Here is a 15,207-nt window from a genome sequence, read left to right on the forward strand (position 1 = left end):
CTACATATTCTCTTCATTTTACAAAAATGCGAACGCCAAATTAACAAATGCGATCGCCGAAATAACAAATGCGATCGCCAAATTAACAAATGCGAACTCCAAATCAACAAATGCGATCGCCAAATTAACAATTGCGTACGCCAAATCAACAATTGCGATCGCCAAATCAACAATTGCGAACGCCAAATCAACAATTGCGAACGCCAAATCAGCAATTGCGAACACCAAATTAACAATTGCGTACGCCAAATCAGCAAATGCGTTCGCCAAATCAACAATTGCGTACGCCAAATCAGCAAATGTGTAGGCATCTCAAAATATAGCGGTTTTTTCCTCGTTTCCTCGTCCTCGTTCCCAGTCTCAGACTGGGAATGCATTCATTGAGTCTCTGACTCAATACCATACTGGAGGCAGAGCCTCAAGGAGGGGCATTCCCATGCTCTGCATGGGAACGAGATACCCCCTGCCCCCTGCTCCCTGCCCCCTGCCCCCTGCCGTCTTAATGATAAGTCTTTAACCCAACACGATATTACCCCCAGCAGCAGCTTGGTATAAAGATTGTATCGTTAGTCCATCATTGGGGTATTCGGCTACAGTGAAATTACATATTACCTGAAAGCGATCGCCATCGAAGGCTGTGAATATTTGCTGGCGGAGAGTAGTTAAAATCTCACTAAGGCGATGGTTTACTTCTGTTTTTGTTAACCCAGAAACTCCCACGACAAATTCACCATTACCCCAATAACCTACTACTTCACCACTGCAAAATGCCGATTGGAATAAACGACTCCATCTTTGCAATACCTGGTTTCCAACCTGATGACCATACTTAATATTAATTTGACGAAAATCAGTCACGCTTAAAATTATCAAGCAAACAGATTGCTGATTTTTCTCAGCTTGAGCAATTAGGTGTTGCAAATCGCGGTTAGACTGAAACTGATTTGCTAGTCCAGTTAAGGGATCTTTAGTAGAAAGCGACTGGAGTAAACGACTGCGTTCTAAGCGATGGGTAATGCGTGCCAATAGTTCTGCACCGACAACAGGTTTAATCACATAATCATCTGCCCCAACAGCAAACACTTGTTGCACAATTTCCATCTCTCGGTGAGCAGTCAGAAACACAATAGGTAATTCCTGCCATTGGGGATCGGTACGAACTGCTCGGCAAAGTTCTATACCATTTATATGAGGCATTTCCACATCCAAAATCAACAAATCCGGTTTAGTAGATTGCAATACTTCCCAGAAACGTAACGGATTTTCTAATCCTGTCATCCGCATACCCCACGGCTCTAACATTGGGCGCAGTGCTGCTAAAATCAGCGGGTCGTCATCTACTGCTAGTATATTTACTCGTAAAGAACGAGTCCGCTGTAATATTTGGGACGACACATCCCAAACTTGAGCAGCTGTCACAGGCTTGACCAAAAAACCCCGTGCCCCGTACTGAGCAAAAGTTACGCGTTCTACTAACTCATCAGTTGCAGCCAGCACCAGAACGGGTACGGGTGGAGTACGCGTTGCTAAGTCCGAAAGTAGTGCTAAACTTTCTTTACGCCAGCCGATATCATCTATATTTAGCACTACTAAATCTGGTGATGTGGTTTGGAGAAAGTTTTTTGCATCCTCTAAGTTGCTGATTTGCTGCCAGCATATTCCCATGCACTCAACCAGTTGTTGCAACTGAGAACCTAGTTGCAGATTGGGGTCAATTAAGACCAATCGGGTACTAATTTCAGGTGCGATCGCAGTGTTAGTTTGGTTATCTACCTTTTCCCCCATCAGGTTGATTAAATTACCCAAATCTTCAATCAGCGTCAATAATTGCCGTTTTTCACTTACTGACAAATCGCCATCTTTCCCTAAAATCTGTTCAATTTCCCGCGCTAGCAGAGTGCCATTGTCTTGCTCAAACATTCCCAAGACACCAGCTAGTTTGTGTGCCTCTCGTTCTGCCGATTGACGTAACTCCCTAGTCAGCGTTTTACCAGATAGTGCTGCCGCTAATTCTTGCAGCACCGTCAACCGCTGCACCATCAACCCCTGATATTGCTTCCACAAGCCACCCATCGCTTGCTGAAACTGCTGTTCAACATCACGGTTAGGAATTCGAGATTTTTCTTCCTCCCCCTGCTCCCCTGCCCCTCGTCGGTCACTGAGCGTAGTCGTTCGCGCAGCGTCTCGTAGAGAAGTGCTGCCCCTCTGCCCCTCTGCCCCTCGTCGGTCACTGAGCGTAGTCGAAGTGCTGCTCCCCTGCCCCTCTGCCACTCTTCCAGGATTCAGCCGATATCCCAAACCATAAACATTTTCAATCCAGTCTACTGCTCCGGCTGCTTTCAACTTTTGTCGTAAGTATTTGATGTGAGATTTTACAGTCTCCTCTTGGGGTGGATCGTCAAAAGTCCACAAATGCTCAATGATATCCCCCCGACTAAAAACACGCGATGGATTCCGTAAAAATAGCTCTAGCAGACTGTATTCTTTGGCTGTTAATTCCAGCAGTTTGTTGTTATATGTGACTTCGCAACTACTGGGATCTAGTCGTAGCGAGCCTACTTCCAGTATAGGAGTACAGGGGCGATCGCCTCGACGGATCAACGCCCGTATCCGTGCTTGCAGTTCTTCTAAATCTAAAGGTTTGATCAGATAATCGTCTGCACCTGCATCAAGTCCCTGAATCCGCTCTCTACTACCATCTTTCGCCGTCATCAGCAGAATCGGAGTGAAGCAACCATTAGAACGCAATCGTTGACACAATGTAATCCCGTCTAGTTTCGGTAATCCGACATCTATTAATAGCAAATCGTAGTTCGTACTTTGCGTGTATTCCCAACCCATTTGTCCGTCTTGTACGACATCAACAACATAGTGTTGCTTAATCAGAGACTTCAACAAGACACTTGCTAAAATTTCTTCATCTTCGATTAGCAAGATTCTCATACACTCGTCCAAAACATAATTTGCTACTACTTCACCCAAAAAAATAGTACATTAAGTAGCTATTTTTCTACAATAAAAAAATATAAGAATTTAGCAAGTCTTCTTATTTCGGTTACATTGAAATTTACCTTATACCTAGCTTTTAACTTCATCGCTCTAAAAAATGGTTCCTTCCAAACGAGTTTATTTATTATTGGTTTTGGGTATTGCGATCGCCCCGATCCTATCCTTATTTCTGATTGTTAAAGCAACCATCGCCATCACTGTGCTATTTGATGCCATCATTCTCGGACTGATGGTTGCAGATGGTTTGCGGATACGGCGTTCTCGTGTACAAATTACCCGCGAATTACCGTCACGATTATCTATTGGGCGAGATAATCCCGTAGTGTTAAAGGTGACATCTCCCAATACCGATGCCCAAATTGAAATCCGCGACTATTACCCAACAGGGTTCGGCGTGTCTGCACCTGCACTCAGCGCTATTATTCCCAGTAACAGTACTGAGGAATTAACGTATACTGTCCACCCGACACAGCGGGGAGAGTTTCCTTGGGGAAATATTCAAGTCCGACAGTTGGGGCTTTGGGGACTAGCTTGGGATGATTGGCAAATTCCCCAAAGTCTGCCAGTGAAAGTTTATCCTGATTTAGTGGGATTGCGATCGCTGACAATTCGTCTGACACTGCAATCATCGGGATCGATGCGCCAATCTCGCAAAACTGGTATTGGTACAGAGTTTGCCGAACTGCGGAACTATCGCACTGGTGACGATTTGCGGTTTATTGATTGGAAAGCTACCGCCCGTCGGGTTGGGGCTTATGGTAATGCCATGCCACTGGTGAGGGTTCTAGAACCAGAACAAGAACAAACGTTACTGATTTTACTCGATCGCGGACGGCTAATGACGGCAAAAGTGCAGAATTTGCAGCGATTTGACTGGGGATTGAATGCAACTTTATCCTTAGCCTTGGCAGGTTTACATCGAGGCGATCGCGTGGGTGTTGGTGTATTTGACCGCCAGATGCATACGTGGATTCCCCCAGAACGCGGTCAACATCATTTGAATCAGCTAATCGATTGCCTAACTCCAATTCAACCAGTGTTATTTGAATCTGATTATTTGGGGGCGGTGACAAATGTTGTGCAGCGACAAACTCGCAGGGCACTTGTAGTAGTGATTACTGACTTAGTTGATGTTACTGCCTCTACAGAACTTCTAGCCGCACTCTCCAAGTTAGCACCCCGCTACCTTCCATTTTGCGTAACTTTGCGAGATCCACAAATTGATCGTCTAGCACACACATTTACACATGATGTTGCAGGTGCTTATACCCGTGCAGTAGCACTAGATTTATTAATACAACGACAAGTAGCTTATGCCCAACTGAAACAAAAAGGTGTATTAGTTCTAGATGCACCAGCAAATCAAATTGCCGATCAGTTGGTTGAGCGATATCTGCAACTCAAAGCGCGAAATCAACTTTAGTAATTGTCACTTTAACGTGTGTATTTTTATTCAATTATTTAGCGGAGGTATAAACTTTGCTTAACATTATCCAGGTAGAGACTGATGAACATAACTCTCATATCCAGCAAGTGTTTTGGGAATATTTTAATGAGACTAAGCTGATATTTAGCAATAAATTTGGCATCAATTTAAATGCTAATACATTCTTTGAGGAATATATGACTCAACTCCACGAATTTCTACCACCTTCAGGGCGCTTGCTTTTGGGACAATATGAGCAAAAAATAGCTGGCTGCGCTTGCTTACGAAAGATTGGTGAAGATATTGGCGAAATTAAAAGAATGTATGTAAAACCAGAATTTCGTAGAAAAGGAATTGGTCGGTCTTTATTAGAAGGTATCATTAATGAAGCTGCCTACATTGGTTACTCAAAGATACGTTTAGACAGTGCCCCTTTTGCAAAAGAAGCACACGCACTTTATCGTGTATTTGGCTTTCAGAATATTGAGCCATATTTGGAAAAAACCGAGATTCCTCTCGAACATCGAGCAAACTGGATTTTTATGGAATTAGTTTTAAAATGATCGATATCCGTTCTGAAACTCTGTCAGACTACACAGCAATAGCTGAGGTGAATACATTAGCCTTTGGGCAGGAAAACGAGGCTAAACTTGTAGAGAAAATTCGCCATTCTGACCGCTATATTTCAGAACTTTCTCTAATTGCAGAGGTTGAAAATATTGTAGTCGGTCATATTTTATTCAGCTACATTGATCTAGTGGGTGAAGAAACACTCCAGGTTCTCGGTTTAGCGCCTTTGGCAGTTCATCCACAGTTTCAAAGACAAGGAATTGGCAGCGCACTAATAAAAGCAGGGTTAGAAATAGCAGAAGCAAAGAAAGAAGCCATAGTAATTGTACTAGGTCATCCCCACTTCTATGCTCGCTTTGGTTTTCAGCCTTCTGTTATTTATAATATCAAGTCTCCTTTTCCAGTACCAGAAGAATTTTTCATGGTGAAAGCACTACAAAACTATCAAAAGCAGTATCAAGGCAAGGTTGTTTATGCGGCTGCTTTTGATGAAGTATAATATTATTCTCACGTGAAGTTTGGTTAAAGCAAGAAACGCGATGAATCGCCGTCAAGACGAAAGACTATTGTAGAGACGGCGATTTCTCGCGTCTTTGTGTAATAAATTAAATTTTTCAAACACCCTCTGAGTTAAGAACGTTTAAAATTACTGGTGCTGAAACTACACCCTTTGCCTCTAACGCAGCCGCAACCCGTAAAATTAAGGCTTCATTATATGGTGCTGCAATCAATTGCACACCTAGAGGTAATGCATTTTGGCACTGAATTGGTACTGATAAAACGGGTAAACCAATAAAAGATAATGGTTGAGTAAATAGCCCTAAATGAGGACGGACAAGAATTTCTTCGCCATCTAAAATCATGGTTTGTTGACCAATTAATGGTGCAGAAATTGGTGTGGTTGGGGCAAGAATCACATCCACATTTTGAAAAACTTCCCGAAAGCGATCGCGATACCATCTTCTAAACCGTTGTGCTTGGAGATACCAGTTACTAGGAATTAACGCCCCAGCCAAAAAGCGATCGCGTGTAGCTGGATCAAAATCTTCAGGACACAATCGCAACTTATCCAAATGCAGATTTGCACCCTCGCTAGCTGTAATCACAAAGGCTGCTGCACGGGCGCGGTGAGCTTCTGGTATGATTACGTATTCAGTAACTTCTATTGCATCAGCTACTTTTTGCACTGCTGCTAAAGCTGCCGGTTCTGCACCTTTGGTAAAATAATCAGCTGCAATGGCAATTCTAATATCAGAAATATCTTGTTTGAGTTGTGGTAAACATAATTGAGGCGGACGCTTTGTACAAATGGGATCGCGATCGTCTTCTCCCTGAACCACATCAAACACCGTAGCGATATCCTGCACCGAACGCGCAAAAGGGCCAATGTGGTCAAAACTGCTAGAAAATAAAGCTACCCCAGCACGAGATAATCTTCCATAAGTTGGCTTGAAACCAAAAACGCCACACAACGCCGCCGGAACGCGAATTGAACCATTAGTATCAGAACCCAGCGTCAGCGGTACTAACCCAGCCGCAACCGCCGCCGCTGAACCACCCGATGAACCACCAGCAACTCGCTGTAAATCATGGGGGTTGTGAGTAGCACCGTAATGGGAGTTTTCTGTTACAAAACTATAAGCGTACTCATCCATATTCAAAGCACCAAGCAGAACAGCACCCGCTTGCTTCAACTTCGCTACTGCGGTTGCATCTTGAGTAGCTTCTGGGTTTACTGCATTGATTTTCGATCCCGCCAGAGTCGTAAAACCAGCGATATCGAAGAGATTTTTCACCGCAAAAGGCACACCAGCAAGCACTCCAGGATAATTACCTTGGGCAATCTCATTGTCAATCAGTGCTGCATCTGTTAAAGCTGTCTCAGCAGTTATAGTCGTAAAACAGTTGAATAAATGATTTCGCGTTGCTATTCGTGCTAACGCAGCTTTAGTAACTTCCACAGCGCTAGTTTTACCTTCGCGTACAGCAGTTGATATGGTTATGGCATCGGCTGAATCAAAATTCATGCTGAAATATTAAGAGATAGCGCGTTTAGCTTTTTTAGTAATAGCAGTCAGCAATAGTTTTTGCTTCACTAAAACATCAAGATAGCTATTCTTGAAGCAATTATGGTTCAAAAACTGGTGCAACTTCAATTTCCTTTGGTAAAGGGAAAGAATTTACCAGATTAGCGATCGCCCTAATTCTCTCAAAATTTGCCACCACACCATCACGATACTCATCTCCGATCTCTAAATCTAACAACAACCCCATCAGATCGACATACTCACCCACATCAAACTCTTCTCTTCTCATTTTTCTTCCTTTGCGGTAGCCTGCGGCAAGCCGAAGCTTCTACGTTATCTTAAACTTATAAGTTCGCGTAAAGGCACAAAAAAGACCCAAAAAGATCGCTCCTGCCTTAGCTATTCAGAATATTCAATATTCGTGCAAGAGGTGTATTGAATAGCCGTAAGTTACTGAATATGAAGAAGAAAATTTAATCTCTTGCTCTCAGATTTTGCGCGTTATCCTACGGAAACGCCTAACGGCAAACTGCATCTCTGCGTGAAAACAAAAATCATCTTACTACCAGGCAAAATTAACCACCCCTAGCAGTATTTTACAGCAGTTTTCATGTATTTGAAAGACACCTGTCGTAGGGGCGCAAGCCCTTGCGCCCCTGCCGCTATCGCCGGATTTAGGTGCGTTAGAAAATCTCACATTCCTCCAGCAATTTAATTAAGTATTTTTTGAAAGATGAAAAATCCCTCTAAAGTCAGAGATATATTCTGTGCTGTGGTAGAGGATTTTTTGATTCTACTTCAGTAGAATACCATATAAATAAACGAGACTTTCTTGTTATTTACTTCAACTTAGTCTCTTTAGCTCAAGAAATAAACAATTTTAAAAAATGATATCTACAGCAGATAAATAGTCTACAATAACAATAAAAAACATGGATAACAAAAACAAACTTAAGAGTAAGAAAAAAAACTTAAATAGGGATAGCAAAGAGCATGAAACTAATATAAATTCATTATCTAACGAACCCAAACAGTTAACTAAAACAATTAATATAGATGGTCAGCGTCCAGTTGATCCAAGTAACATTGAGATTAAGGAAACAATTGATATAGATGGTCAGCGCCCAATTGTAAAAGATAAAAATCATAGCGATCAAACAATTGATATAGATGGCCAACGCCCGCTCGCTAAAAGTAATTTTGAAGAACATGAGATGCTATCTGTAGACGGTAAGCGTCCAATTGACCCTAGTGATTTAGAGGTTGAGGAAATTCTTGACATAGATGGTCAACGTCCGATCGCCAAGAGTAACTTTCAAGTTCAGGATACCCTAGAGGTCGATGGTAGCCGCCCAATAGTTGCAAATAACACTGCTGATTCGGAAATACCAACAGATTATGTAGACTAAAATCACAACCTTTCTTGACACTGTAAAGTGGTGAAGAGAAAACAAGGGGACTCAGTAATCTACATTGTTAGCATGAGAGTGCTAATAATATCGTGTTCGGTTAAAGACTTATCATTAAGACCGCAGAGGGGAGCGGTTTTTGAGCTTTCTGCATTGATTCGAGAATTATAACTAATTAGCCGGACATGATATAAAACCCAAACGAAGATTTGCACAAAACAACACGCAGTAAGGGCGCACATCTGTGCGCCCTTACGAAAACCTGAATTTAGATTTAGACTTGGGAAGGCTCGGCTATTGCTGCTTTGGCTCTAAGTTACGATCCTCTTTATACAAAAGCACGGTAATACACATCATATGTAGAGCCACCTCCAGACACACGCGCTCTTGCCGTGCCATCGGTTGCTCCAAAGACAGTAAAACCACCTAGAGAATCGTCAGGGCCGTTTAAAAAGCCGTCTTCATCAAAAAGTTCAATCCTTGCAGGTAAATCAACGCCTAAACCTCGGTTAACTACAAATGTCTGTCCGGTAGAAAAACCATTAGGTCCCCAGATTTTACTGCCATTGACTGTGATATAGGTATCGTCATCGCCGAATGTATCTGCATCAGCAGTGATAGCCTGAAGTTGCTCTATAAGAAGGAATCCGCCCCCTTCTATGACAGCTCCTTCTTCAGGAGTCAATTGAGCGAATAATTGTCCGTTATCGATAGAATAAATGTCAGAATTAGGTGTCTTTTTGTTGATGCCTAACATGATTTTTCTCCTTTTTTAATTAAGCGCATATAGAGATAATTAGGTAAGTTTTAATTCACTAAATTTGCATTACATATTTGTGAGAGGAATCGGCAATTGTAACCATCAAAAGTTCGTTCCGTAATGGAATAAATCATCTATGATTCAGCAACACCCCAAATTTATACGCCTTTTGTGATACTTACTAGGTGAATCTCTGTACTATCATTCTTTACGATGGCTTTTAGGCTTTATGCACTGAGAGCAGAAAATTTGTTCAAAATCTGTAAAATGGTTATAAAGCAAGAAGTTGGACTTATGCTATTGATATCCTTCGCAAACTCAAGCTGTTGATTCAGCTTTGTATTTGGAATGCGATTGCACTTTTACTTGGTACGATTTTTAATGGGAGCATCCTAATACAATGGTATGTCTCCATCTCCTGTCACTATCATGTCTATAATAAATTGTAGATGTTATAGCATTGCCATAATTAATTATTTATTATTTATGCTTGCTGTAGTGATTTTTGGTTTGACTATAACAATAAATCCAAGCAAAGTAAAAACTAACATCTGCCAAGTCACCAAATTCCAGCCACCGAGATGCCAGCATAATAGACCAATGCTAGTACCTACAGCACCACCAATAAAATAGCTAGTCATGTAAACTGTGTTGATGCGACTATTCGATTGAGCATCAAGAGTGTATATTCTTGCCACATTGGTGACTTGAATTGCCTGTACACCTACATCTAATAACAATACAGCAACAGCGATCGCTAGCCCTGAACTAGAAGCAATTTTAGCAATTACTAAACCTGCAATCACTAGAGATACAGAAATAGTTAAGGAACGTTGGGAATTACCTCGATCGGCTAATTTACCAAAAATTGGTGCCATTAATGCACCTGCGATCGCTACAAAGCCGTACATTCCAATTGTGTCAGATTGAAAGTTAAAAGGCGCTCCGCTTAAATGGAAAGTCAACGTTGTCCAAAATGAGCAAAAGACACCAAACATTAACCCCCCAATTAAAGATGCTTCTCTCAATAAGGAAAAACGTTTTAATTGTTGAAGCGTTGATTTTAATAAATCAAAATAATCACCCGTGTATTCATTATTCACATTAGGTAAATAAATCTTTAGCAAGACAGTAACAATTAAAATCATTACTCCTGAAAATCCATATACATAACGCCAACTGAAGCATTCAGCAATATATCCGCTAAAAACCCTTGCCCCTAAAACACCAATCAATATGCCAGTAAAAATACTGCCTACAGTTTGCCCTGTAGTTACTCTATCTATACTTGCTGCTAAAGGAAGAATAACTTGAGCGGAGACTGTTGTAATTCCAATTGCTACGCTCAATATCCAAACCTGGACGATATTTTGTGAAAAAGTCATAGCTATCAACAAACAGAACAAACATAGAAGTAAGGAAAGAATTAATGTTTTTTTGTTAATTTTATCTCCTAAGGGAATTAAAAAGAAAAGCCCAAAACCATAACCAACTTGTGAAAGCACAGATATGCTACCCGCTTCACCTTCACTAACTTGGAAAGAAGATGCAATATCTTTGAGGATTGGCTGATTATAATAAACGTTAGCAACACACACGCCAGATGCGATCGCCATAATCAGTACCTGAAATTTAGTTAATCCGTTACCTGGGATTTGTTTTTCCATTCAACCTAAGTCACTATAATTTATTTGCTTGAGGACTTTTGCCTTTAGTTTCATCTGTGTTTATCAAAACAGAATTCGACTCCTGACTTCTTCTTCAATAGTTATTAGTTTTCCTGGTGCTAAACCGCCAAGTTAAAATGATTGCAGCGATCGCTAAACCAATAGCCAATCCCCACCAAAGACCAATAGCTCCAGACCCCAACGAGATCCCAAAAGTATAACCAGTGAATAAACCAACACACCAATAAGCAAAAATGCCAATCAACATCGGGATTCGAGTGTCTTTGAGTCCGCGTAATGCTCCTGCGGCAGTAACTTGCACGCCGTCAACTATTTGAAAAATTGCCGCAACTGCTAGCAATTTCACCGCCAGGGCAACCACATCTGCATTGTTCTGATTGTTGATGTCAATATAAAGAGAAATAATCGACTTTGGTACTAGCCAAAATGTAATAGCTACTACACCCATAGATAAAGCTGCAATGGCAATGCCTACATATCCAGCTAGACGAGTGCCAACTAGGTCATTCTGTCCGGCTAATTGTCCAACACGAACTGTTGTCGCTAGAGAAATGCCTACTGCCATCTGGAATGACATCGAAATTGTTTGTAAAGCAATTTGATGGGCAGCAAGGGCATTTGTTCCCAATTGTCCGATCAACAAAGTTACAACAGTGAACAGTCCGGCTTCGACCGTAATTAGACCCCCGATGGGCAATCCAACCTGAAAAATCTCGCCAACGATCTGGCGATGTTTGAGAGAAAAAGCTTCGTGAGATGAAGATCGAAAAATACCGTAAACTGCAAAACGAGGCTGATTATATATATAAACTGCCAAAGCAACAAACATACTCCAAAGTGAAAGCGTGCTTGCCCAACCGATACCAGCTAAACCCAGCGCCGGGAATCCCAGTTTGCCAAACATCAGCACATAGTTAGCTGTGATGTCGAGCAGAGTACCCAAAACTACTGTTACCATGACTAATTGCGGTTGCAACAGAGCAGAAAGAAAACTTTTAAGTACTGCAAAGCCCAAACCAGGAATAAAACCCAGTGCGATCGCTTTTAAATAAATCTCTGCTAGTGCTACCGTGTTAGCATCCTGTCCTAATAAAAGTAGTAAAGCACCTCCATTGTAAAGCAGCAATGTAATTGGTATTCCTAGCACCAGAGATATCCCTAGTCCAAGCCGGACAATTATGCCAACTTTTTCTCTATTTCCGGCTCCGTATGCTTGGGCCGCTAAGGGACTGACAGCAGAAAGGATACCAGTAAAAATCAACAGAGAAAAAGTAAAAATAACAGCTCCCAAACCCCCAGATGCAATGGTTTGACTTCCCAACCAACCCATCATTACTGTATCGACAAAACCAGTAGCAGATTGAGCCAGTTGTGCCGCTGCCAAAGGTACGGCTAACATGAGACATTTTTTAACTTCAGAAAACATATACACTTGATAACCCGATGTGAAGAACAAAGGGTTTTTTCAAAATCTAAACCCATGTTCAGGAGATATTGCTCCTGGGAACTTGAATCTATCTTAATGGAATCAGAGGATTCCCGTCACAGTGATTAGTGCAGCGTTCCGCAGGATAAGACTTAGGTGATTTACAAGAATAAATATACCGATGCCATTGGTTTCGACTACTTCGACTTCGCTCAGTACAAGTTCGCTCAACCAACTGATAGATCGAGAGTTGAGCGTATCGCTAAAGCGAAAGCTCCGCTAACGCGTAGCGTCTCGCAGAGAAGTCGAAACTCGCCAACACAGGTATTTTCTTTGTCGGAAATCACCTTAACAGGAGATGAATTGCAATTAGGTAAAACTAACACGACACCTATCAAATGTTTGGTTGATTCTTTTCGTGGGATCAAGTTTTAGAATGTTCGCTGTGGGCGATGGTTTATTGCCGAAGCAGCCTTCAAGCCATGATCGCCAATGAAGCTCAAAATCTGCATACCAGCTTTGAGTGTCACAAATAATTTCAATGTTTTGGCAATCATCTTGAAGCTACGTTAAAGTGAGCAGTTGGAGTTAAAAATGGATTTATATGCGCTTACCAATTGCAATTAGTGCTGTTTTAGTGGCATCTTTAGGTTTTAGTGCACCTGTAATATCTCAACCTCCTCCTATACAGGTAGCCAAAACACCCGCGCCTAGTAGTTTAACTTTGGAACAATTTAAGATTAATTACCGACTATGGAGACGGCAAAAAATCTCTAACTATCGCTATGAATTCACTAGAAGTTGCAATTGTTTACCGAAAGCCACAGAACCAGTAATTATTAAAGTACGTAATGGAGTCACAAGTTCTATTACTTATAAAGCAACTCAACAGCCAGCTGAGGCAGAATTGTTTAAACAATATAATACAATTCCTAAACTCTTTAATATCATCAGGGATGCGCTGATTCGTAAAGCAGCAAACTTGACTGTACAATACGATCCAATACTTGGTTATCCAACTCAAATTAACATTGATTATAATAGCGAGATCGCTGATGATGAAATATTTTTTACAATTACCAATCTGCAAAAAACTAATTAACTATGGCTAGCGATCGCATTCTTTACTACAGCAGTGCTTAGGGAATTTCCGTTAATAAATCTACCGCCGCCGTTGGTTTCGACTTCGCTCAACCAACTAAAATATTAAGAGTTGAGCGTACTCCTGCGAGGAAGCAAGCTACGCGTAGCGTCTCGCAAAGAAGTCGAAACTTGTTAACCTGGGTATATTGTTTGTCAGAAATCACCTTAATTGATTCAGCATATCTTGCTTGCTCTAGAGAGTAGAATTTCCTAGCAAATTAAGGAGATGAGTCGATTGCAAATCCGTTCAGATGACTTGACAGGTAAAAAGATTGCTGACCTTCTGCGGGAGCATATCGAAAATATGCATGAAATTACACCGCCTGAAAGCGTTCATGCTCTTGATTTAGAAGCATTGCAATCCCCTGATATTACTTTCTGGACAGCTTGGGAGGGATCGGAATTACTCGGATGCGGCGCACTCAAAGAACTAGATTCAAGAAGTGGTGAAGTTAAATCAATGCGTACCGCCAAGGCTCACCGACGTAGGGGTGTCGCCTCAAAGATTCTTGACCATATCATAAAAGAAGCCGAACGGCGTGCTTACGATCGCCTATATTTGGAAACAGGGGCAATTCCAGAGTTTGCCCCAGCACGAGCCTTGTACATACGGCATGGGTTCGAGTACCGAGGCCCTTTTGCTGACTACATTGATGACCCAAACAGCGTATTTATGACCTTGGCTCTATTAGACCTGCTTTGAAAATAGAGGCTGAAACAACGTAAAATCGTTCCAAGATCATTTTCATTGTTCCTTGTGAGCGCAGCTCATGGAGTCTCTTGCAAAAATCGTTGAATCACCCCTCCCCAACCCTCCCCGTATGTATTGGGGAGGGAGCAAAAGTACTTTCAATTACATTTGCGTTCCTCAAATTTGTGAATTTTGAACTATATAATTACTAAACTTAAGTATTAAATAAAATTATTACCAATAGTTTAGGAAAAGCAAAGGCGTGAACCGTTTCAAAAAGCTATCCTCAATTGTGTTCCTGTTATTAGCCTTCATGTATCCACCTACTTTGGTTGAAGCCAAAGAGAATACTCGCAATGATGTTCTGAATGAACAGAGTATTGACACACAAACAAAATTAGCTGGAGAGCAAAGTGAAGAGTTTTTGTTAGCTCACCGACGGAATCGACGACGTTATCATAGACGGCAACGAACTGGAAGATATTATTATCAACGCCAGCGGAATCGACGACATCATTATAGACGGCGCTATCGCTCTATACGTTATCATGGACAACGATATCGTCATGGAGAATGGGAACTTGTGCGCGATCGTCATGGACGATTAATGTATGATTGGCAGCGTTAATAGTAAACTTTACACTCAATTTTTCTAGAGAATCTTTATGCGTAAATCCTAATGCAAAACCTAAATACTTTAACCAGTTTTGAATTATCTCATATCAAGTCCGCTTGATTACTTAATTAAACCCGAAGAACCCCACCCCCAGCCCCTCCCCGCTTGCGGGGAGGGGCTGGGGGTGGGGTGTATTGACTGTGGTTAGCATAACTAATTATGCGGGCATGATAAATATCACGGGTTAGCGGAATATCTATGGTGTTAATAAACTCATTGCCAGTAGAGTGCGTTATGTCCACACCAAATCAACAAATGCGAACGCCAAATCAACAAATGCGAACGCCAAATCAACAAATGCGAACTCCAAATCAACAAATGCGATCGCCAAATCAACAAATGCGATCGCCAAATCAACAAATGCGAACTCCAAATCAACAAA

At 41.5% G+C, this 15,207-nt stretch carries 16 protein-coding genes; 8 read left to right on the forward strand and 8 right to left on the reverse strand.

All coding sequences use genetic code 11. The features are described 5' to 3' along the window. Positions 1-18: 18 nt before the first annotated feature. Together RMY16_RS17785 and RMY16_RS17790 are read right to left on the reverse strand one after the other, a co-directional pair. Entirely contained in the window at positions 19-270 is a 252-nt protein-coding gene (locus tag RMY16_RS17785; RefSeq protein ID WP_322737516.1) for a hypothetical protein, read from the reverse strand. Between the two features lie 243 nt (positions 271-513). Further along, positions 514-2,943 (reverse strand): response regulator, encoded by a 2,430-nt coding sequence (locus RMY16_RS17790; RefSeq protein ID WP_322737517.1) that lies wholly within the window; start codon positions 2,941-2,943, stop codon positions 514-516. A gap of 163 nt (positions 2,944-3,106) precedes the next feature. Here RMY16_RS17790 and RMY16_RS17795 point away from each other — a divergent pair, with 163 nt between their 5' ends. Genes RMY16_RS17795 through RMY16_RS17805 form a run of 3 tightly spaced genes read left to right on the forward strand, consistent with a single transcriptional unit; the run spans position 3,107 to position 5,504 of the window. Beyond that, positions 3,107-4,432 (forward strand): DUF58 domain-containing protein, encoded by a 1,326-nt coding sequence (locus tag RMY16_RS17795; protein WP_322737518.1) that lies wholly within the window; start codon positions 3,107-3,109, stop codon positions 4,430-4,432. Between the two features lie 56 nt (positions 4,433-4,488). Next, entirely contained in the window at positions 4,489-4,998 is a 510-nt protein-coding gene (locus RMY16_RS17800) for a GNAT family N-acetyltransferase (protein WP_322737519.1), read from the forward strand. Beyond that, complete coding sequence (locus tag RMY16_RS17805) at positions 4,995-5,504, forward strand: N-acetyltransferase (protein ID WP_322737520.1); 510 nt, start codon at positions 4,995-4,997, stop codon at positions 5,502-5,504. The genes RMY16_RS17800 and RMY16_RS17805 overlap by 4 nt, the downstream gene beginning before the upstream one ends. 115 nt (positions 5,505-5,619) lie before the next feature. Here RMY16_RS17805 and RMY16_RS17810 read toward each other — a convergent pair whose 3' ends face one another. After that, positions 5,620-7,032, reverse strand: a complete 1,413-nt coding sequence (locus tag RMY16_RS17810; RefSeq protein ID WP_322737521.1) for an AtzE family amidohydrolase — start codon at positions 7,030-7,032, stop codon at positions 5,620-5,622. Positions 7,033-7,132: 100 nt separating this feature from the next. Then, positions 7,133-7,321, reverse strand: coding sequence for a DUF4089 domain-containing protein (locus tag RMY16_RS17815; RefSeq protein ID WP_322737522.1), 189 nt, complete (start codon positions 7,319-7,321; stop codon positions 7,133-7,135). Positions 7,322-7,964: 643 nt separating this feature from the next. On the opposite strand from RMY16_RS17815, the gene RMY16_RS17820 reads away from it, so the two are divergent. Beyond that, positions 7,965-8,441 carry a hypothetical protein gene (locus RMY16_RS17820; RefSeq protein ID WP_322737523.1) on the forward strand — a complete coding sequence of 159 codons (477 nt, stop codon included), beginning with the start codon at positions 7,965-7,967 and terminating at the stop codon, positions 8,439-8,441. Between the two features lie 328 nt (positions 8,442-8,769). Here the strand turns inward: RMY16_RS17820 and RMY16_RS17825 are convergent, their stop codons facing one another. The 3 genes from RMY16_RS17825 to RMY16_RS17835 form a co-directional block, all read right to left on the reverse strand. After that, entirely contained in the window at positions 8,770-9,198 is a 429-nt protein-coding gene (locus tag RMY16_RS17825; protein WP_322737524.1) for a hypothetical protein, read from the reverse strand. 476 nt (positions 9,199-9,674) lie between these two features. Further along, positions 9,675-10,868, reverse strand: coding sequence for an MFS transporter (locus RMY16_RS17830; protein ID WP_322737525.1), 1,194 nt, complete (start codon positions 10,866-10,868; stop codon positions 9,675-9,677). 94 nt (positions 10,869-10,962) lie between these two features. Then, the gene (locus RMY16_RS17835; RefSeq protein WP_322737526.1) at positions 10,963-12,288 is read right to left on the reverse strand and encodes an MATE family efflux transporter; all 1,326 of its coding nucleotides are present in this window, start codon (positions 12,286-12,288) and stop codon (positions 10,963-10,965) included. Positions 12,289-12,471: 183 nt separating this feature from the next. Here RMY16_RS17835 and RMY16_RS17840 point away from each other — a divergent pair, with 183 nt between their 5' ends. After that, positions 12,472-12,750 (forward strand): hypothetical protein, encoded by a 279-nt coding sequence (locus RMY16_RS17840; RefSeq protein WP_322737527.1) that lies wholly within the window; start codon positions 12,472-12,474, stop codon positions 12,748-12,750. Here RMY16_RS17840 and RMY16_RS17845 read toward each other — a convergent pair. Continuing rightward, entirely contained in the window at positions 12,747-12,872 is a 126-nt protein-coding gene (locus tag RMY16_RS17845; RefSeq protein WP_322737528.1) for a hypothetical protein, read from the reverse strand. The genes RMY16_RS17840 and RMY16_RS17845 overlap by 4 nt on opposite strands. A 47-nt stretch (positions 12,873-12,919) precedes the next feature. Here RMY16_RS17845 and RMY16_RS17850 point away from each other — a divergent pair, with 47 nt between their 5' ends. From RMY16_RS17850 to RMY16_RS17860, 3 genes are all read left to right on the forward strand, one after another. Then, positions 12,920-13,417: a DUF6174 domain-containing protein gene (locus RMY16_RS17850; protein ID WP_322737529.1), complete on the forward strand. Its 498-nt coding sequence runs from the start codon at positions 12,920-12,922 to the stop codon at positions 13,415-13,417. Between the two features lie 267 nt (positions 13,418-13,684). Beyond that, entirely contained in the window at positions 13,685-14,161 is a 477-nt protein-coding gene (locus RMY16_RS17855) for a GNAT family N-acetyltransferase (protein ID WP_322737530.1), read from the forward strand. Between the two features lie 250 nt (positions 14,162-14,411). After that, entirely contained in the window at positions 14,412-14,777 is a 366-nt protein-coding gene (locus RMY16_RS17860; RefSeq protein ID WP_322737531.1) for a hypothetical protein, read from the forward strand. Positions 14,778-15,207: the final 430 nt, after the last annotated feature.

The organism is Nostoc sp. DedQUE12b (assembly GCF_034530835.1).
Taxonomy (GTDB): domain Bacteria; phylum Cyanobacteriota; class Cyanobacteriia; order Cyanobacteriales; family Nostocaceae; genus Nostoc.

Bases quoted from the DNA above. Each gene is read 5' to 3' on its own strand.
- RMY16_RS17790 (WP_322737517.1), bottom strand. From the start codon at position 2,943: ATGAGAATCTTGCTAATCGAAGATGAAGAAATTTTAGCAAGTGTCTTG.
- RMY16_RS17795 (WP_322737518.1), top strand. From the start codon at position 3,107: ATGGTTCCTTCCAAACGAGTTTATTTATTATTGGTTTTGGGTATTGCG.
- RMY16_RS17805 (WP_322737520.1), top strand. From the start codon at position 4,995: ATGATCGATATCCGTTCTGAAACTCTGTCAGACTACACAGCAATAGCT.
- RMY16_RS17810 (WP_322737521.1), bottom strand. From the start codon at position 7,032: ATGAATTTTGATTCAGCCGATGCCATAACCATATCAACTGCTGTACGC.
- RMY16_RS17815 (WP_322737522.1), bottom strand. From the start codon at position 7,321: ATGAGAAGAGAAGAGTTTGATGTGGGTGAGTATGTCGATCTGATGGGG.
- RMY16_RS17820 (WP_322737523.1), top strand. From the start codon at position 7,965: ATGGATAACAAAAACAAACTTAAGAGTAAGAAAAAAAACTTAAATAGG.
- RMY16_RS17825 (WP_322737524.1), bottom strand. From the start codon at position 9,198: ATGTTAGGCATCAACAAAAAGACACCTAATTCTGACATTTATTCTATC.
- RMY16_RS17830 (WP_322737525.1), bottom strand. From the start codon at position 10,868: ATGGAAAAACAAATCCCAGGTAACGGATTAACTAAATTTCAGGTACTG.
- RMY16_RS17835 (WP_322737526.1), bottom strand. From the start codon at position 12,288: ATGTTAGCCGTACCTTTGGCAGCGGCACAACTGGCTCAATCTGCTACT.
- RMY16_RS17845 (WP_322737528.1), bottom strand. From the start codon at position 12,872: ATGATTGCCAAAACATTGAAATTATTTGTGACACTCAAAGCTGGTATG.
- RMY16_RS17850 (WP_322737529.1), top strand. From the start codon at position 12,920: ATGCGCTTACCAATTGCAATTAGTGCTGTTTTAGTGGCATCTTTAGGT.
- RMY16_RS17855 (WP_322737530.1), top strand. From the start codon at position 13,685: ATGAGTCGATTGCAAATCCGTTCAGATGACTTGACAGGTAAAAAGATT.